Genomic DNA, 18,210 nt, shown 5'->3' with positions numbered 1-18,210 from the left:
ATCGCAACTCCGTAGTCCGTTCGGGCGTCCTACCTTCGTGGAAGACGACGAACCCGAGGAGAAGCCGTCCACCTGGCGCCGCGTCCGCCGGATCGGCTACGTGGTGCTGTCGCTGGTGATCCTGCTGCCGCTGACCGCCTTCGTGGTCGCCTACCTGGTGCTGGACGTGCGCAGCCCGCAGGAGGTGCTCGCCGAACTCGACAAGACCGCCGGCATCTCCTACGCCGACGGCTCGGAGATGATGAAGGTGGTGCCCGAGCAGGGCGACCGGATCTACGTCCGCTACGACGACGTACCGCCCGAGCTGCGCGACGCGATCATCGCCGTGGAGGACCCGACCTTCTGGCAGAACGAGGGCTTCGACCCGCTCGGCATCCTGCGCGCCGCGGTCACCGGCGTCGGCGGCGGCTCCGGCATCACCCAGCAGTACATCAAGAACGCCACCGGCAACGACCAGGCCACCTACTTCCGCAAGTTCTCCGAGCTGGTGCTGTCCACGAAGATCACCCAACAGCGCAGCAAGGAGGAGATCTTCGAGAGCTACGTCAACATCATCTCGTTCGGGCGCGGCACCTTCGGCCCGGCGTCCGCGGCGAACGCCTACTTCGGCAAGCCGCTGGCCGACCTCACCCGGAGCGAAGCCGCCTTCCTCGCCGGCATGATCCAGTCACCGTCCGTGCACGATCCGGCGGCCTCCAGCCACACGCACGCCGAGAAGCGCTGGAACTACGTCGCCGAGAAGCTGGTCACGCGGGGTTACGTGACCGAGGCCCAGCGCGCGGAAATGCGCTATCCCGGCGACGCCGTGGTCCCGCCCGCCGAGACCCGCGCCGGCCGCCTGACCTACTCCGAGTACCACGTGAAGCGCCGCGTGCTGGCCGAGCTGGAAGGCCACGGCTTCGGCCTCGACCGCCTGCGCCAGGGCGGCCTGAAGATCGAGACCACCCTGGACCGCCAGGCCCAGGCCGACAGCGAGAAGGCCGTCGCCGACCAGCTGACCGGGCAGCCCGACTACCTGCGTGCCGCGCTGGTCGCGGTCGAGCCGGGCAGCGGCGCGATCCGCGCCTACCAGGGCGGGAAGTGGGGTGTGCGCGACTACGCCGGGACGCCGCAGTCGCCGGGCTCGGCGTTCCACCCGTTCGTCGTCGCGGCCGGGTTGCGCCAGGGTGAGAACCTGGACCGGAAGTACCCCGCGCCGGACAAGCTCGACTACGGCGGCCGCACGGTGAAGAACGAGGCGAGCTGCGACGCGCCGGAATGCTCGGTGCGGGACGCGGTCCGGCGTTCCGTGGACACGCCGTTCGTCGAGATGACCAAGCGCTTCGGGGCCGTCGCGGTCAGCCAGGCCGCCCGGGACGCGGGCATTCCCGCCGAGGTCGACGGCACGCCGACCCTGCGCGAACCGGACGGCGTGACCATCGGACCGGGCATCGCGGTCGGCGCCTACCCGGTGCGCGCGGTCGACCTCGCGTCGGCGTACGGAACCTTCGCCGCGGGCGGCATGCGCACCGAGCCGTACTTCGTGCAGCGCGTGCTGGACGCCGAGGGCACGGTGCTCTGGGAACACACGGCCGCGCCGACGCTGGCCGTCGAACCGCAGGTCACCGCCGGGATCACCGAGGCGCTCCGCCGCGAGGACGGCACGGTGCTGAAGGCGGGCTCGCACCGGTTCGGCGACACCGGCGACAACGCGGGTGCCTGGCTGGCCGAGTACACCGACCGGCTGTCCACTGTGGTCTGGGTGGGGGCCGACGAGGAACGCAGGCTGCGGGATTCCGCCAACAACCGCGTCACCGGCGACACCCTGCCCGCGAACATCTGGCGCGCGTTCAGGCGGTGACCAGCGCGATGGTCAGGCCGTCGTAGCCCTTGTCCCCGACGGTCTGCAGCGCGGTGGCGTCCACCCGCGGCTCGGCGGCGATCAGGTCGTGCAGTTCCCGCACGCCCCGGATCGACGGGTCGGCGCTGTCCGCCCGCACCACCGCACCGCCGCGCACCACGTTGTCCACCACGATCACGCTGCCCGGCCGCGAGTATTCGAGCGCCCACTTGAAGTAGGTCGGGTTGTTCACCTTGTCCGCGTCGATGAACGACAGGTCGAACGGCCCGTCGAGCCCGGGCAGGGTGTCGAGCGCGGCCCCCACCTTGACCTCGACGCGGTCGGCGAGCCCGGCGGCCTCGATGTTCGCCGTCGCCAGTTCGGCGTGCTTGGGCTCGTACTCCAGGGTGACCAGCCTGCCGTCCGCCGGCAGCGCCCTGGCCAGCCAGATCGTGCTGTACCCGCCGAGCGTGCCGATTTCCAGGATCGACTTCGCGCCGGTCAGCTTCGCCAGCAGGTGCAGCAGTTTGCCCTGCGACGGCGACACCGCGATCGACGGCAGCCCGGCGCGGCGGCTGCTCTCCAGCGTCGCGGTCAGCGCCGGGTCCGGCGGGAGCAGCTTGCTGGTGAAGTACTGGTCGACGGCGGTCCACGTCTGCTGGTCCATACCGCCAACCTACTCAGCCCTTGCGGGTCGCCTTCGGGATGACGAGCGGCGTGCCGGTCTCCGGGCACGGCATCACCGAGCACGGCAGCGCGAAGATCTCCTCCACGTTCGCCGCGGTGACCACCTCGTCCGGCGGGCCGGAGGCCAGCACGCGGCCGTCGCGCATGGCGATCATGTGCGTGGCGTAGCGCGCGGCGTGGTTCAGGTCGTGCAGCACGGCGACCAGCGTGCGGCCCTGCTTGGCGTGCAGGTCGGCGCACAGGTCGAGGATGTCCATCTGGTGCGCGATGTCCAGGAAGGTGGTCGGCTCGTCGAGCAGCAGCAGGTCGGTCTGCTGGGCCAGCGCCATGGCCAGCCACACGCGCTGCCGCTGTCCGCCGGACAGCTCGTCCACCAGGCGCTCGGCCAGCCCGTCCACGCCGGTGGCGGCCATCGACTCGGCGACCACCGCGGCGTCCTCGGCCGACCACTGCCGCAGCAGCCGCTGGTGCGGGTACCGGCCGCGGGCGACCAGGTCGGCCACCGTGATGCCGTCCGGCGCGATCGAACTCTGCGGCAGCAGGCCCAGCGTGCGCGCGACCGCCTTGGCAGGCAGCGAGGTGATCGCCTGCCCGTCCAGGTAGACCGAACCCTTGCGCGGCTTCATCATCCGGGACAGCGCGCGCAGCAGGGTGGTCTTGCCGCAGGCGTTCGGCCCGACGATCACGGTGAACGAGTTGTCCGGGATCTCCACCGCGAGGTCCTCGGCGACGGTCCGGCCGTCGTAGGCCAGGGTGAGCGCGTCGGAGCGCAGCCGGTTCGAATCAGCGATCGTCGAGGTCACAAGGTTAGGCTAGCCTATCGATTCACGCTTTTGGTCAAGCCTCCGTCACGCACGGCGGCGCCACACCAGGCGTGTGACCGCGCCCGCCACCGAGGCCAGCGGCGGCCGCGGCTTGGTCCTGGCTTCCGGGGCGGACTCCGGCACCACGCGGTAGACCAGGTGCGCGGCGAGCCGGGCCAGCCGGGGTGCGGTGCGCGTGGCCAGCTCCGCCGCCGTGCCCTCCACCCGGTTCAGGATCTCCGGTCGCCGTTCCAAGGCCTTGACCACCAGTTTCGCCGCGGTTTCGGGACTGGCCGCGGGCAGCGTCCGGTACAGCCCGGTCGGCGCGATCATGTCGGTGCGGACCAGCGGCATGCGCACCGAACTGAAGGTGATGCCGTCGGACAGCGTCTCGCGGCCCGCCGCCAGGCCGAACTCCTCCAGCGCCGCCTTGGACGCCAGGTACGCGGCGAAGCGCGGGGTGTCGGTCTGCAGGCCCTGGGTGGTCACGTTCACCACGTGGCCGAACCCGCGGTCCGCCATCGACGGCAGCAGGCCGAGGATCAACCGCACCGGGCCGAAGTAGTTGATCGCCATGGTGCGCTCGAAGTCGTGGAAGCGCTCGGTGGACAGCAGCACCGAGCGGCGGATCGACCGGCCGGCGTTGTTCACCAGCATGTCCACCGCGCCGTGGTCGGCGAGCACGTCCTTGACCAGCGCGTCCACCGCGTCGCCGTCGGTCAGGTCGCAGGGGTGGCAGTGGGCCTCGCCGCCCGCGGCACGGATCTCGTCGCGCACGCGGCCCAGTTCGTCGGCGCGACGGGCGACCAGCAGCACCTTGGCGCCGCGTTCGGCGATGGCCAGCGCGGACGCCTTCCCGATGCCCGAGGACGCGCCGGTGACCAGCACGGTCCGCCCGCGCAGGCGCTCGCCGCGGCGGGCGCGGTCCGGGTCCAGGTTCGCCAGCCAGTAGTCGTAGAGCGGTTTGGCGTAGTCGCGCAGCGCGGGCAGTTCGAGGCCGCTGCCCGCCAGCGCGGCGGTGGTCGCCTCGGTGTCGAACCGGACCGCCATGCTCAGGTGCGGCAGGACCTGCATCGGGATGCCGAGTTCTTCGAGCACCGCGCGGCGGGCGGACCGGCCGCCCGGCAGCCGGTCGACCCCGCTCGCGGCGAGGTGCCCGGCGGATCGCAGCAGGTCCGCGCCCGGCACGTGCGCGGCGATGCGGGGCCCGCCCGCCGCCCGCGCGAACGCGTTGTACACCTCGGTCAGCGACTGCGGTCGCGGCGAAGCCAGGTGGAAGGTGCTGCCGGAGGGGAGTTCGGTGTGCATCAGGTGGTCCATCGCGGCGACCACGTAGTCGACCGGCACCAGGTTGGTGGCGCCGAGATCGGGACCGGCCAGCGGCAGCCGTCGGGGGAGCGCGGCCAGCCGCGAGATCGCCGGGAGGAAGTAGTACGGCCCGTCGATCTTGTCCATCTCGCCGGTGCGCGAGTCGCCGACCACCGCGGACGGCCGGTAGACGGTGTGCGAGAGCCCGCTCTCGCGGACCAGCTTCTCCGCTTCGAACTTGGTCGCGTGGTACGGGGATTCGAACCCCTGACCCAGGTCGAAGTCGGCCTCGGTGAACCGGCCGGCGTGGTTGCCCGCGACGGCGATCGAGGACACGTGGTGCACCCGGGCGCCGGTCGCGGCGGCCAGTTCCAGCGCGTGCCGCGTGCCGTCGACGTTGGCGTCGCGGTTCGCCTGCTCGGTGGCGGTGAAGTCGTAGACCGCGCCGAGGTGCACCAGGTGGTCGACGCGGCCCAGCGCGGCGGGATCCACGCCGAGGCCTGGTTCGGTCAGGTCGCCGGTGACCGGCACCAGCCGGTCGGCGTTGGGCCACCGCTGGGCCAGCGCGGTCAGCCTGCCCCGCGAGGTCTCGCGGACCAGCGCGTACACGGTTTCCGTGCCGCGCCGGGCCAGCAGGCGCCCGACCAGGCGCTTACCCAGGAAGCCGGTGGCACCGGTGACGAAGTAGCTGGTCATGCCCCGGATGCTACCTACTAGCCAGTAGGTAAGGCCAGCCCGCTGTGCTTCAGTCCTCGGTCTCGCCGGTCTGGGCCACCGTCACCACGGCGTCGCGCAGCGCCGCCCGCAACCGCCCGACGTCCAGCGGCGCGAGCACCGCCGCCTCGCCGGGTGGCGCCACCAGCACCACCTTGTCGCTGCTCACGAACACGGTCAGATCCCGTTTGCGACCGGCCAGATCGCGGCAGCTCACCGACCACTCGTCCCGTACGGCCACGGCCGGCACTCCCTTTCCCCGATAACGCATCGCACTCGCCTCCTGGTGCTGGGACTGGAGCCGATCGGGGCCGTGACGCGGGTTACCCGAAAGAACTACCGTCAGGTAACGAGCACCCGGTGCGGAGCAAAGGAGCGGACGATGTCCGAACCCCAGCGAATCGTGATCATCGGCGGCGGCCTGGCCGGTGCCGGCGCCGCCGCTGCCCTGCGTGAACGCGGTTATCCGGGGGAGGTGCTGCTGTTCGGCGCGGACGCGCACCGGCCGTACGAACTGCCCGCGTTGTCGAAGGGGCTGTTGATCGGGGACGCCGAGGAGCCCGACTGGGTCCGCGACCAGAACTTCTACACCGAGCACGACGTGGCGCTGCACCTCGGGACCAGGGTGACCCGGATCGAGCTGGGCGCGCGGCTGGTGCTCGACGCCGCCGGTGGGGAGCACCGGTACGACCGGCTGCTGCTGGCCACCGGTTCGAAGCCGCGCTCGCTGCCGGTGCGCGGCGCGGACCTGACCGGGATCCACACGCTGCGCACCCTCGACGACGCGCTCGCGCTGCGGGCCGCGTTCGCCAAGGCGGACCGGGTGGTGATCGTCGGTTCGGGCTGGATCGGTTCGGAGGCCGCCGCGGCGGCGCGCAAGCACGGGGCCGAGGTGACCGTGGTCGGGATGGAGACGACGCCGTTGGAGAGCGTGCTCGGCCCCGAGGTCGGCGGGGTGTTCCGCGATCTGCACACCGAGCAGGGCGTGCGGTGGCGGCTGGGCACGTCGGTCGCGGACTTCGTCGGGGACGAGGGCGCGGTCACCGGCGTGCGGCTGACCGACGGTTCGGTGCTGGAGGCGGACGTGGTGCTGGTGGCGGTCGGTGCCGCCCCGGAAACCGGCCTGGCCCACGCGGCGGGCCTGGACCTGTCGGAGGACGGCGGTGTCTGCGTGGATGCCTTCCTGCGCACGGCCGCGCCGGACATCTACGCCGCCGGGGACGTGGCTTCCCAGTTCCACCCGAAGTACGACCGGCGCATCCGGGTCGAACACTGGGCCAACGCCAAGAACCAAGGCGAACACGCCGCTGCGAACATGCTGGGCGACCACGAGCCGTACCAGCGCGCGCCGTACTTCTTCAGCGACCAATACGACCTGGGCTGCGAATACCGCGGCCTGGCCAACCTGGACACCGACCGCCTGGTGGTCCGCGGCGACCTGGCCGGCCGTGAGTTCCTGGCCTTCTGGCTGAACGAAAACCGCGTAACCGCCGCCATGAACGTCAACATCTGGGACAGCGGCGACGCGCTGAAACACCTGGTGGACACCGGCACCCCCGTCACCGACGACCAACTCCTCCAGGGTGATCTCTCCGCCATCGCCTGACCCGACGCGGGCAACCTGGAGGTCAGCCCGGCTTGCACCTGGTCGACTCCGAAGGCTTCACCGAGCGCCCGCCCGAACTGCTCGGCGTGCCGGCCGAGTACGTGAACGGGGCGCTACCGCCACCTCCAGCGGCGGTTCACCGTCGCTTCGGCAGCGTGAGGAAGGCGGCCAGCGCGGCGACCGTGAACCCGGTCATCACCACCGCCATCGGCACCGCTGACCCCTGACCGCCCAGCCCGACCAGCGGCGTGGCCAGCCCGCCGACCACGAACTGCAGCACGCCGAGCAGCGCCGAAGCCGAACCGGCGGTGCGCGGGTGCTCGGCCATCGCCAGCGAGGTCGCGTTCGGCATGATCAGCCCGATGCTGGAGATCAGCAGGAACAGCGGCGGCAGCACGAAGGCCAGCGAAAGGTGCAGCGCGGTCGCCAGCAGGATGCCGACCGCGCCGACGCTGGCCAGGCCGAGCCCGAAGCGCAGCAGCGCGCGCTCGCTGAACCGGCCGACGATCCGGCCGTTGACCTGTCCCATCGCCACGATGCCGATCCCGTTCAGGCCGAACACCAGGCTGTACTGCTGCGGGCTCAGCTCGTAGACGTCCTGCAGTGCGAACGACGAACCGGCGATGTAGGCGAACACCGCGCCGAACAGCAGCCCGGAGGCGAGGGCGTACCCGACGAAGTTCCGGTCGCGCAGCAGGCCGCCGTAGGTCCGCATGATCGGCTTGAACTTCGCCGGGCGCCGGTTCTCCACCGCCAGCGGTTCGGGCAGGAACAACGCGGAGATGATCAGCAGCAGCGCGCCGAACACGGTCAGCACCACGAAAACGCCGCGCCACGAGGTGAAGTTGAGCACCTGGCCGCCGACGATCGGCGCCAGGATCGGAGCCAGCCCGTTGACCAGCATCAGCATCGAGAAGAACCGCGTCATCGCGATCCCGGAGAACAGGTCGCGCACGGTGGCCCTGGCGATCACGATGCCCGCCGCCGCGCCGACCGCCTGCAGCGCGCGTGAGGCGATCAGCAGTTCCGCGGTCGGGCTGAGCGCGCAGAGCACCGAGGCCACCACGTAGATCGCCAGCCCGGCGACCAGCGGCTTGCGGCGGCCGATCGCGTCCGAGAGCGGGCCGATCACGATCTGCCCGATCGCCAGCCCGACGATGAACGCGCTGAGCGTCAGCTGGAGGGTGGCGTCCGAGGTGCCCAGTTCGCTGGTCATCACCGGCAGCGCGGGCAGGTACATGTCGATCGACAGCGGTCCGAACGCGGACAGGCCGCCGAGGATGAGGACGTACCGCGCGAGGTTCCGCTGCTTGCTCGGGCGTACGCCCTCGATCGCTGAAACCTGTTCGGTAGTACTCATCACGCTCCCGCCCGTCGGACACACCTTCCCTCGCTAACTTGCATAGCGCCACTAAATATTCCCGGCTGTGAGGCACCGCACTGAGCTGGGAGACCGGTACACTTGTAGTGACTCCGACCGAAGGGAAGCATGGGCCGAAGCGACGCGTTCCTGACGCGCCACCGGTCCATCCTCATCCCGTTGCTGCTGGTACTGCAGCTGTGGATCGCCGCCGCGCCGACCGGCACGCCGGTGGTGCACGAGCCGCACCACGTCGGCTCGCTGGCCGCCGAACCGCAGCCGGAACCGCTCACCACGCGGCACGCGCCCGCGCCGGGAATCACCCAGATAGCCGTGCTGCCGCCGGACTCCGCCGAGCCGCCGCACCCGGTCGAACACCGCACCGCGCACGTCGCACCCCCGCACGCGGATCCCGGGCACCCCGGCGATCCGGCCGAGGCGCGCGCCCCACCCACTCCTTGACCCGAGCCGCCCCGCGCTGGGCACAAGTGTCACGAATGTGGCTTTCGAGACGCGAGGCGTCTCTAAAGCCACATTCGTGACAGTCAGGCGCGCCCCGGGCAGCTCGGGCCAGCAGAGCCGTTTCCCCGCACCCGCCGCCGGAAGACATCGGCGGCGTGGTGTTCCCTGCTGCGCTTCTAGGAGTTCCCCATGGCCACCGGTCATGCCCTGCTCGCCGTCGGCGGTGCCTTTCTCGCCGCCGGGGTGCTTGCCCGCCTCGGCGCCCGGATCGGGCTGCCCACCATCCCCCTGTTCATGCTGGCCGGCTTCCTGTTCGGCCCCAACACCCCCGGGCTGTCCCTTGTGGACGACCCGGGCGAGATGAGCGTGCTGGCCGGCCTCGGCCTGGTCTTCCTGCTGTTCTACCTCGGCCTCGAATTCTCCCTCGACGACCTGGTGGCGGGCGGCAAGAAGCTGGTCGGCGCCGGGATCGGCTACCTGGTGCTCAACATCGGCGGCGGGCTCGCCTTCGGCTTCGCGCTCGGGTGGGGCACCAGGGAGGCGCTGGTGATCGCCGGGGCCATCGGCATCTCGTCCTCCGCGATCGTGACCAAGCTCCTGCTGGAAACCCGGCGGATGAACAACCCCGAATCACGCCTGATCATGGGCATCATCGTGATCGAGGACATCTTCCTCGCGCTCTACCTCGCCCTGCTGCAGCCGGTGCTCAGCGGCGCCGACGACTTCACCGCCGCGCTCGCCGACTTCGGCAAGGCCTTCGCCTTCCTGCTGGTGCTCGCCGCGCTCGCGCGCTGGGGCGGCAGGCTGGTCTCGAAGCTGTTCGGCTCGGCCGACGACGAACTGCTCACCGTCTGCTTCGTCGGGGTCGCCGTGCTGGGCGCCGCGCTGGCCGAGGAGGTCGGCGTGTCCGACGCCATCGGCGCGTTCATGGTCGGCATGATGCTCGGCGGGTCCAAGGTCGCCCCGCGCATCCACAAGCTGGTCCTGCCGCTGCGCGACGCCTTCGGCGCCCTGTTCTTCTTCATCTTCGGCCTGAGCATCGACCCGCGTGCGGTCGGCACGGTGGTGGTGCCGGTGCTGGTCGCCGTCGCGCTCACCCTGGTGCTGAACCTGGCGGCCGGCGCCTTCGCCGCGAAACTGCACGCCTACGACCGGCAGCAGGGCGTCAACATCGGCCTGACCGTGCTCACCCGCGGCGAGTTCTCGCTGGTGCTGGCCACCATGGCCACCGCGGCCGGGCTGGACGCCAGGGTGGCGCCGTTCGTCGCGGGCTACGTGCTGCTGCTGGCGATCATCGGCCCGCTCGCGGTGATCCGTTCCGAGTGGCTCACCCGTAGGCTGCTGCCAGTGAACGTGAGGAGGCAGCGGTGACCCGGTTCGGCGGCTACCAGAACGAGATCTACCTGCAGGGACTCGGCGGCGCGAAGCCGCTGTTCTCGACCGACCCGACCAAGCTGGAGGACTCGGCGTCGAACCTGCTCGACCCGGCGCCCTTCGCCTACGTCGCCGGCGGCGCGGGTTCGGCGGCCACCGTGCGCGCCAACCGCGAGGCCTTCGACCGCTGGCGCATCGTGCCGCGCATGCTGACCGGGGCCACCGACCGGAAGCTGTCGGTCTCGGTGCTCGGCACCGAACTGCCGGCGCCGGTGGTGCTCGCGCCGGTCGGCGTGCAGTCGATCGTGCACCCCGACGCCGAGTCGGCCACCGCGCGGGCCGCCGCCTCGCTGGGCCTGCCGATGATCCTGTCCACCGCCTCGTCCACCTCCATCGAGGAGGTGGCCGCGGCGAACGGGGCCGGCCCGCGCTGGTTCCAGCTCTACTGGCCCGGTGATCCCGACGTCTGCGCGAGCATCCTGGCGCGGGCGAAGAAGGCGGGTTACTCGGTGCTGGTGGTCACCCTGGACACCTGGACGCTGGCCTGGCGCCCGGCCGACCTCGACCAGGCGTACCTGCCCTTCCTCAACGGCGAGGGCATGGCGGTGCCGTTCACCGACCCGGCCTTCCGCGCGCTGCTGGAGAAGACGCCGGAGGAGGACCCGCCCTCGGCGATCCTGCGCTGGATCTCGCTGGTCACCGGGTCCGACCGCACCTGGGACCAGCTGACCTTCCTGCGCGAGCACTGGGACGGCCCGATCGTGCTCAAGGGCATCCAGCACCCCGACGACGCGCGCAAGGCGGTGGACGCGGGCATGGACGGCATCGTGGTGTCCAACCACGGCGGCCGCCAGGTCGACGGCGCGATCGCCTCGCTGGACGCGCTGCCGGGCATCGCCGCCGCGGTCGGCGACCGGATCGAGGTGCTGTTCGACTCGGGCGTGCGCACCGGCGCCGACGTGGTCAAGGCGCTGGCACTGGGCGCGAAGGCGGTGCTGCTCGGCCGTCCGTACATCTACGGCCTCGCGCACGCCGGCGAGGACGGCGTCCGGCACGTGCTGCGCGGCCTGCTCGCCGACTTCGACATGACGATGGGCCTGTCAGGCAACGCCGACGTCGCCGGGCTGAACGCGGACGTCCTGGCCAGGGCGTAGCCGCGGCGGACGGCCGGCGAACCAGCCCACCGCGAACAGCACCACGCCCGCGGTGATCGCCACCGCGCAGGCGATGTCGGTGTGGTACGTGGTGGCGGGCCACACGCCGGTCGGCAGGGCGACCAGGTACCAGTAGAGCGAGGAGACGGCCATGTCGCCGAGCACCACGCTGGTCACCACGCCCGCCGCACCGGCCAGCGCCACGCCGCGGTAGAGCGTGCGGCTGCCCGCGCCGAACATCCGGAAGGCCCCGATCCCGGCCGCGGCGAAGCCGAGCATGGTGAGCAGCGAGTCGAGGATGAAGCCGGGGCCCGAGTCCAGTTCGGGCGCGGGCTGGCGCTCGATCGCGCTCTGGTAGACCGAGGCCAGCGAGGCCGCGTCGGCGTTCGCCGCGCTGGGCCCGGCCACCTCGATCACTTCGGGCAGGCCGGACAGCCCCCAGCTGAGTTCGATCGTGCCCTCGATCTTCGAGGTGATCCCCGGCGCGTTCTGCCTGGTCAGTTCCGCGGTCACCCACGGACCCGCCGAGACGGTCGCGGCCAGCACCAGTCCGGCCACCACGGCGATCAGGCCAGGAAGCCACCGAGGAAACGTTTCACCCGTCACGGCGTACAAGAGTATTGCCTGGCGGGTGCGCTCCGTCACGCGACGCGGTAATTCAGCGGACCGGGCGATCGACCGGCGGTATTCTCGACGCCGTATGTCTGCGAAATCCCCCCTCGATGGCCTCCGGTCCCGCCTGCCGGAATTGATGCCGCGCGACCGGTCCCGGCTGCGACGGCGGCTGGAAGGTGCCCGCAAGGCGCGTGACGTCGAGGCGGTCGCCGCGCGGATCGAGGCCGACATCGCCGCCGCCGAGCAGCGCGTGGCGAACCGGCGGGCCGCCGTGCCGAAGCTCAGCTACCCGGCGGAACTGCCGGTCAGCCAGCGCAAGGACGACATCGCCGCGGCCATCCGCGACCACCAGGTGGTGATCGTGGCGGGGGAGACCGGCTCGGGCAAGACCACGCAGCTGCCGAAGATCTGCCTCGAACTCGGGCGCGGCGTGCTCGGCCAGATCGGCCACACCCAGCCGCGGCGCCTCGCCGCGCGCACGGTGGCCGAGCGCATCGCTGACGAGCTGTCCACGCAGGTCGGCGAAACCGTCGGCTACAAGGTGCGGTTCACCGACCAGGGTGACGAGAACACCCTGGTGAAGCTGATGACCGACGGCATCCTGCTGGCCGAGATCCAGGGCGACCGGATGCTCCGGCAGTACGACACGCTGATCATCGACGAGGCGCACGAGCGCAGCCTCAACATCGACTTCATCCTGGGCTACCTCAAGCAGCTGCTGCCGCGCCGCCCCGACCTCAAGGTGATCATCACCTCGGCCACCATCGATCCCGAGCGGTTCTCCCGGCACTTCGACGACGCGCCGATCGTCGAGGTCTCCGGCCGCACCTACCCGGTCGAGGTGCGGTACCGGCCGATCATCGACCCGGAGGACCCCGACGCCGATCCCGACCGCGACCAGATCTCGGCGATCTCCGACGCGGTGGCCGAGCTGGCCGCCGAGGGGCCCGGCGACGTGCTGGTGTTCCTGTCCGGGGAGCGCGAGATCCGCGACACCGCCGACGCGCTGTCCAAACAGGACCTGCGCAACACCGAGATCCTGCCGCTGTACGCGCGGTTGTCCTCGGCCGAGCAGCACCGGGTGTTCCAGCGGCACACCGGGCGCCGGGTGGTGCTGGCCACGAACGTCGCCGAGACCTCGCTGACCGTGCCCGGCATCAAGTACGTGGTGGACCCGGGCACCGCGCGCATCTCCCGCTACAGCCACCGCACGAAGGTGCAGCGGCTGCCGATCGAGGCGGTCTCGCAGGCGTCGGCGAACCAGCGCAAGGGCCGCTGCGGCCGCACCTCGGACGGCATCTGCATCCGGCTGTACTCCGAGGACGACTTCCTGGCGCGCCCGGAGTTCACCGATCCGGAGATCCTGCGCACCAACCTCGCCTCGGTCATCCTGCAGATGACCTCGCTCGGCCTGGGCGACATCGCCGCCTTCCCGTTCGTCGAGCCGCCGGACCGCCGCCAGATCACCGACGGGGTGAACCTGCTCCAGGAACTGGGTGCCTTCGACGCCTCGGCCACGGAGGTCAAGGACCGGCTCACCGACGTCGGCCGCAAGCTGGCCCAGCTGCCGGTGGACCCGCGCCTGGGGCGGATGGTGCTGGAGGCGGCGAAGGCGGGCTGCGTGCGCGAGGTGCTGGTGATCGCCTCTGCTCTGTCCATTCAGGACCCGCGCGAGCGCCCGGCGGACAAGCAGCAGGCGGCGGGCGAGAAGCACGCGCGCTTCGCCGACAAGACCTCGGACTTCCTCGCCTACCTGAACCTGTGGCAGTACCTGCACGAGCAGCAGCGCGAGCTGTCCGGCAACCAGTTCCGCAGGCTGTGCAAGGCGGAGTTCCTGAACTACCTGCGGGTGCGGGAGTGGCAGGACGTGCACAGCCAGCTGCGGCGGCTGACCAAGCAGCTGGGCGTCACCCCGAACACCACCGACGCCGACCCGCAGCAGGTGCACACCGCGCTGATCGCCGGCCTGCTCTCGCACATCGGGCTCAAGGACCCGGCCAAGGGCGACTACCTCGGCGCGCGGGGTGCGCGGTTCTCGGTGTTCCCCGGTTCGGCGTTGTTCAAGAAGCAGCCGCGCCTGGTGATGTCGGCCGAGCTGGTGGAGACCTCGCGCCTGTGGGGCCGGGTCAACGCGCGCATCGAGCCGGAGTGGGTGGAGCCGCTGGCCGCGCACGTGGTCAAGCGCAGTTACTCCGAGCCGCACTGGGAGCGCAAGCAGGGCGCGGTGATGGCGCTGGAGAAGGTCACCCTCTACGGCGTGCCGCTGGTGGCCGACCGCCGGGTGAACTACGGGCGCATCGATCCCGAGCTCTCCCGCGACCTGTTCATCCGCAACGCGCTCGTCGAGGGCGACTGGCAGACCAGCCACAAGTTCTTCCACGAGAACCGCGCGCTGCTCGCCGAGGTCGAGGACCTGGAGCACCGAGCCCGCCGCCGCGACATCCTGGTCGACGACCAGACCCTGTTCGAGTTCTACGACCAGCGCCTCGGCGCCGAGGTGGTCTCCGCCAGGCACTTCGACACCTGGTGGAAGAAGACCCGGCGCGAACAGCCGGACCTGCTCAGCTTCGAGAAGTCGATGCTGATCAACGCCACCGCCGGGGACGTCAGCGCGGCCGACTACCCGGACACCTGGACCACGCCCGAGGGCATCCCGGTCAAACTGACCTACCAGTTCGAGCCGGGGGCCGACGCGGACGGCGTGACCGCGCACGTGCCGCTGCCGGTGCTGAACCAGGTCACCGCGGACGGGTTCGACTGGCAGGTGCCGGGGCTGCGCGAGGAACTGGTCACCGCGTTGATCAAGTCCCTGCCGAAGCCGATCCGCCGGAACTTCGTGCCCGCGCCGGACCACGCGAAGCTGGTGCTCTCGCGGGTGTCCCCGGCCGACGGCCCGCTGCTGGACGTGCTGGGCGACGAGCTGGAGGCGTTGCGCGGGGTGCCGGTGCCGCCGGAGTCGTGGCAGCCGGGCGCGGTGCCGGAGCACCTGAAGGTCACCTTCCGGGTGGTCGACGGCAAGAAGAAGCTCGCCGAGGGCAAGGACCTCGAAGCACTGCGGCAGCGGCTCACCGGTGAGCTGCGGGCGTCGATCTCGAAGGCGGCGGACAACGTCGAACGGGCCGGGCTCAGCTCACCCGCGTTCGGCGAGGTGCCGAAGGTGTTCGAGCGGAAGCAGCGCGGGCTCGAGGTCAAGGCGTACCCGGCGCTGGTGGACGAGGGCGAGACGGTCGCCGTCCGGATGCTCGAGACGCCCGCCGAGCAGGAGCACTCGATGTGGCTGGGCACGCGGAAGCTGTTGCGGCTCAACGTGCCCTCGCCGATGAAGTTCATCAACCGCAACCTGGGCAACCAGGCGAAGCTGGTGCTCAACCGCAATCCGCACGGCAGCGTCGCGGCCCTGCTGGAGGACTGCGTCAACTGCGCGATCGACGAGCTGATGGCCGCCGGCGGCGGGCCGACCTGGGACGAGGCCGGGTTCGCCGTGCTGCTGCAACGCGTGCGGGCCGGGCTGAACGCCACTGTGGTGCGCGTGCTCGCCGACGTGGAGCAGGTGCTGCGGGCGTCGATCGACGTGGAGACGCGGCTGACCGAGGTGCGCGGGCCCGCGCTGGCGGAGTCGCTCGCCGACATCCGCCAGCAGCTCGGCGAACTGGTCTTCCCGGGTTTTGTCACGGCCACCGGGTCGGCGCGGCTGCCGGACCTGGTGCGGTACCTGCGCGCGATCGAGCGGCGGCTGGACAAGCTGCCGAGCGACCCGGCCCGCGACGTGGAACGCCTGCGCGAGGTCCACTGGTTGAGAGACGAGTACAAATCCCTTGTGGACGCGCAACCGCGCGGTACATCCTCAGGCGCACTGCGGGACGTGCGCTGGATGATCGAGGAACTGCGGGTCAGTTTCTTCGCCCAGACGCTGCGCACCGCTTATCCGGTATCGGTGAAGCGGGTGCTGCGCGCGATGGACGACGCGGTGGTCCCCGCCGGTTAGACAGGGGAACGGGATGAAGAAGCTGGTCGGGGTGGCGGCGGTCGCGCTGGCGGTCGGGGTCGGCGGGGGAGTGGCCGCAGCGGGGCCCGGTGCCACGTCGGCGGAGGGCTTTTCCGGTGACGCGTTCAAGCGCACCGAGCTGTACTTCGGCTCGGTCAAGCCGGACGGCTCGGAGGTCACGCCCGAGGAGTTCGAGATCTTCGTGGACAAGGAGGTGACGCCGTCGTTCCCGGACGGCCTCACCCGCCTCGAGGGCAACGGCCAGTGGCGCAACTCCACCGGCGAGATCATCAAGGAACGCTCGTACGTGCTGATCCTGCTCTACCCGATCGGCGACCGGGCCGCCAACGGCGAGATCCAGGAGATCCGCGAGGACTACAAACGGCTCTACGAGCAGGAATCCGTGCTGCGCGCGGACAGCACGGAGAAGGTTTCCTTCTGACGCCATCCCCAGCATTGGGGAGCGCGCGGGCGGGCGTGGCCGCCGAGGATCGGGGGCATGACCTTCGTCCTGGTGCACGGATCCAACGGCAACGCCCGCTCGTGGTCGAGCGTCCAGCGCGAGCTGGCCCTGCTCGGGCACCGCTCGCTCGCGGTCAACCTGCCCGGTCACGGTGAGGGGTCGGGGTACACGCGCGCCTACCAGGCACCGCAGGACCTCGACGCGTTCGCCCGTGCGCCGTCGGCGATGGCCGGGGTGAGCCACGCCGACGGGGTGGCGCACGTGCTCGACGTGGTCCGCCGGGTTCGCGCGCACGGTCCGGTGGTGCTGGTCGGCGCGAGCCGTGGCGGGCTGGTGCTGACCGACGTGGCGAACACCGTGCCGGACCTGCTCGACCGGGTGGTGTACGTGTCGGCTTGGTGCTGCGTGGACCGGACGGTGCCGGAGTACCTGCGGGCGCCCGAGTTCGCGGACAGCGAGCTGGGGTCGCTGATGCCGTTGATGGTCGGGGATCCGGTGGCGCTCGGGGCCACGCGGTGGAACTGGCGGACCGCCGATCCCGGGCTGCTCGCCGCGGTGAAGGCCGCGTTGTTCGCGGACGTGAGCGAGCAGCGGATGTTAGCTGTGCTCGACTGCTTCGAGCCGGACGAGATCCTCGACTTCGGCACGACGGTGGTGGACCCGCGGACGTGGGGGCGGATCCCGCACACCTACGTCCGGCTGGCCCTCGACCGCGCGATGCCGCCCGCCATGCAGGACCTGATGATCGCGCAGGCCGACGCGCGCACCCCGGACAACCCGTTCGACGTGCACACGCTGCCGTGCGGTCACGCCGGATTCGGCTTTCACCCACACGTTTCGGCGTTCGCGGCCATCCTGGACAGGGCGGAGGCGGGGTAGCACGCTGGCCGGGTGACGCGGTGGCAGCGGGAGCTGGAAGCGGCGGTCGGCGGGGGATACCACGAACTGAGCGCGGCGATTTCGCGTGCCGTCGCCGCCGTGGTGCCGCACGACGGGGTGCGGCTGGTGGGCACCGGCCCGGCGACGGGGTTCGGGCCGGGGGCCTTCAGCTTCTGGCACCGGTACCACCCCGCCTATGGTCTCGCTGTGCTGCGGAACGCCTTCGCGGGGCAAGATCGGCTGCTCATGCCGGACCTCGCGCGGCAGCCGTCACTCGCCGGGGTACGGCAGGTCGGGACGTTGGGCGTGGGCAGCGAGCTTCGGCTGCTGCTGCGGGACGGCCGCGGGACCTGGGGCTCGCTGGAACTGCTCCGGGCGGAGGGCGGGCGGCCGTTCGACGCCCACGACGTGGCTCGGGTGACGCAGCTCGGTCCCGCGCTGATCGCCGTGCTGCGGGGCCACGTCACCGCGGCCGGGGCGCCCGTTGTTCCGGCGCTTCCGGCCGGGGTGCTGGTCGTCGGCCGGGATCACGCGGTGAAGGCGCTGACCCCGGAAGCCCTGCGGTGGCGCGATCTGCTCCAGACACGGCAGCACGCACCGGACTTCACCAGTGCGGCGTACTGCCTTGGCCTGTCGGTGCTGGCGCGCCGACCGGGTGCGCCGGCCATGGTCGTCGGGCCCGCCGCGAGCTACGGGCGGTGGGTTGCCTGCCACGCCGCACCGCTGACCGACGGCGACGTCGCCATCGTCATCGAAACGATCACCGGCGCGCGGCTGCTCCCGTGGTTCTGCGGGTGGTACGGCATCACGGCGCGGGAACAGCAGGTGGCCGCCGAGGTACTGGACGGCGCCGCCCCGAAGCAGATCGCGCGACGGCTGGACCTGTCGGCCCACACCGTTCACGACCACCTGAAGTCGTTGTTCCGCAAAACCCACGTCAGCTCCAGGGACGAGTTCCACACCCTGCTGACCAGCTGACCG

At 71.2% G+C, this 18,210-nt stretch carries 15 protein-coding genes; 9 read left to right on the top strand and 6 right to left on the bottom strand.

Annotation, left to right across the window (positions count from 1 at the left end):
- Positions 1 to 37: 37 nt before the first annotated feature.
- Positions 38 to 1,840, top strand: a complete 1,803-nt coding sequence (locus JYK18_RS01240) for a transglycosylase domain-containing protein (protein WP_206799483.1) — start codon at positions 38 to 40, stop codon at positions 1,838 to 1,840.
- On the opposite strand, the gene JYK18_RS01235 is transcribed toward JYK18_RS01240, so the two are convergent.
- From JYK18_RS01235 to JYK18_RS01220, 4 genes are read right to left on the bottom strand one after another with little or no spacing between them, the layout of a single operon-like run.
- Positions 1,830 to 2,486, bottom strand: a complete 657-nt coding sequence (locus JYK18_RS01235) for an O-methyltransferase (RefSeq protein ID WP_206799481.1) — start codon at positions 2,484 to 2,486, stop codon at positions 1,830 to 1,832. The two genes, JYK18_RS01240 and JYK18_RS01235, sit on opposite strands and share 11 nt — an antisense overlap.
- A 13-nt stretch (positions 2,487 to 2,499) precedes the next feature.
- Positions 2,500 to 3,309 carry an ABC transporter ATP-binding protein gene (locus tag JYK18_RS01230; RefSeq protein WP_206799478.1) on the bottom strand — a complete coding sequence of 270 codons (810 nt, stop codon included), beginning with the start codon at positions 3,307 to 3,309 and terminating at the stop codon, positions 2,500 to 2,502.
- A 45-nt stretch (positions 3,310 to 3,354) separates the two neighbouring features.
- Positions 3,355 to 5,313, bottom strand: a complete 1,959-nt coding sequence (locus tag JYK18_RS01225; protein WP_206799475.1) for an SDR family oxidoreductase — start codon at positions 5,311 to 5,313, stop codon at positions 3,355 to 3,357.
- 49 nt (positions 5,314 to 5,362) lie between these two features.
- Positions 5,363 to 5,572 (bottom strand): hypothetical protein, encoded by a 210-nt coding sequence (locus JYK18_RS01220; protein WP_206799474.1) that lies wholly within the window; start codon positions 5,570 to 5,572, stop codon positions 5,363 to 5,365.
- A 141-nt stretch (positions 5,573 to 5,713) separates the two neighbouring features.
- Between JYK18_RS01220 and JYK18_RS01215 the strand changes: the two genes are divergently transcribed.
- A complete protein-coding gene (locus tag JYK18_RS01215; RefSeq protein WP_206799472.1) occupies positions 5,714 to 6,937 on the top strand; it encodes an NAD(P)/FAD-dependent oxidoreductase in 1,224 nt (407 codons plus the stop codon).
- A 136-nt stretch (positions 6,938 to 7,073) separates the two neighbouring features.
- Here the strand turns inward: JYK18_RS01215 and JYK18_RS01210 are convergent, their stop codons facing one another.
- Positions 7,074 to 8,297, bottom strand: a complete 1,224-nt coding sequence (locus JYK18_RS01210) for a multidrug effflux MFS transporter (protein WP_206799470.1) — start codon at positions 8,295 to 8,297, stop codon at positions 7,074 to 7,076.
- A gap of 129 nt (positions 8,298 to 8,426) precedes the next feature.
- Between JYK18_RS01210 and JYK18_RS01205 the strand changes: the two genes are divergently transcribed.
- The 3 genes from JYK18_RS01205 to JYK18_RS01195 all read left to right on the top strand — a co-directional run bounded on the left by JYK18_RS01205 (position 8,427) and on the right by JYK18_RS01195 (position 11,287).
- The gene (locus JYK18_RS01205) at positions 8,427 to 8,759 is read left to right on the top strand and encodes a hypothetical protein (RefSeq protein ID WP_206799468.1); all 333 of its coding nucleotides are present in this window, start codon (positions 8,427 to 8,429) and stop codon (positions 8,757 to 8,759) included.
- Between the two features lie 189 nt (positions 8,760 to 8,948).
- Entirely contained in the window at positions 8,949 to 10,130 is a 1,182-nt protein-coding gene (locus JYK18_RS01200; protein WP_206799466.1) for a cation:proton antiporter, read from the top strand.
- Positions 10,127 to 11,287, top strand: coding sequence for a lactate 2-monooxygenase (locus JYK18_RS01195; RefSeq protein WP_206799463.1), 1,161 nt, complete (start codon positions 10,127 to 10,129; stop codon positions 11,285 to 11,287). Before JYK18_RS01200 ends, JYK18_RS01195 begins: the two co-directional genes overlap by 4 nt.
- Here JYK18_RS01195 and JYK18_RS01190 read toward each other — a convergent pair.
- Positions 11,234 to 11,893 carry a hypothetical protein gene (locus tag JYK18_RS01190; protein ID WP_206799461.1) on the bottom strand — a complete coding sequence of 220 codons (660 nt, stop codon included), beginning with the start codon at positions 11,891 to 11,893 and terminating at the stop codon, positions 11,234 to 11,236. The genes JYK18_RS01195 and JYK18_RS01190 overlap by 54 nt on opposite strands.
- Before the next feature lie 94 nt (positions 11,894 to 11,987).
- Here JYK18_RS01190 and hrpA point away from each other — a divergent pair, with 94 nt between their 5' ends.
- Genes hrpA through JYK18_RS01170 form a run of 4 tightly spaced genes read left to right on the top strand, consistent with a single transcriptional unit; the run spans position 11,988 to position 18,207 of the window.
- Complete coding sequence (hrpA, locus tag JYK18_RS01185; protein ID WP_206799459.1) at positions 11,988 to 15,887, top strand: ATP-dependent RNA helicase HrpA; 3,900 nt, start codon at positions 11,988 to 11,990, stop codon at positions 15,885 to 15,887.
- Between the two features lie 13 nt (positions 15,888 to 15,900).
- Complete coding sequence (locus JYK18_RS01180; RefSeq protein WP_206799458.1) at positions 15,901 to 16,329, top strand: DUF3574 domain-containing protein; 429 nt, start codon at positions 15,901 to 15,903, stop codon at positions 16,327 to 16,329.
- Positions 16,330 to 16,386: 57 nt separating this feature from the next.
- Positions 16,387 to 17,229, top strand: coding sequence for an alpha/beta fold hydrolase (locus tag JYK18_RS01175; RefSeq protein ID WP_206799456.1), 843 nt, complete (start codon positions 16,387 to 16,389; stop codon positions 17,227 to 17,229).
- Between the two features lie 12 nt (positions 17,230 to 17,241).
- Positions 17,242 to 18,207, top strand: a complete 966-nt coding sequence (locus JYK18_RS01170) for a helix-turn-helix transcriptional regulator (RefSeq protein ID WP_206799454.1) — start codon at positions 17,242 to 17,244, stop codon at positions 18,205 to 18,207.
- The last annotated feature ends 3 nt before the right edge of the window (positions 18,208 to 18,210 follow it).

It is taken from the genome of Amycolatopsis sp. 195334CR (genome assembly GCF_017309385.1).
GTDB lineage: Bacteria > Actinomycetota > Actinomycetes > Mycobacteriales > Pseudonocardiaceae > Amycolatopsis.
Note: the sequence above shows the minus strand (reverse complement) of the source record. Positions and strands in the feature narration are given on the sequence as shown.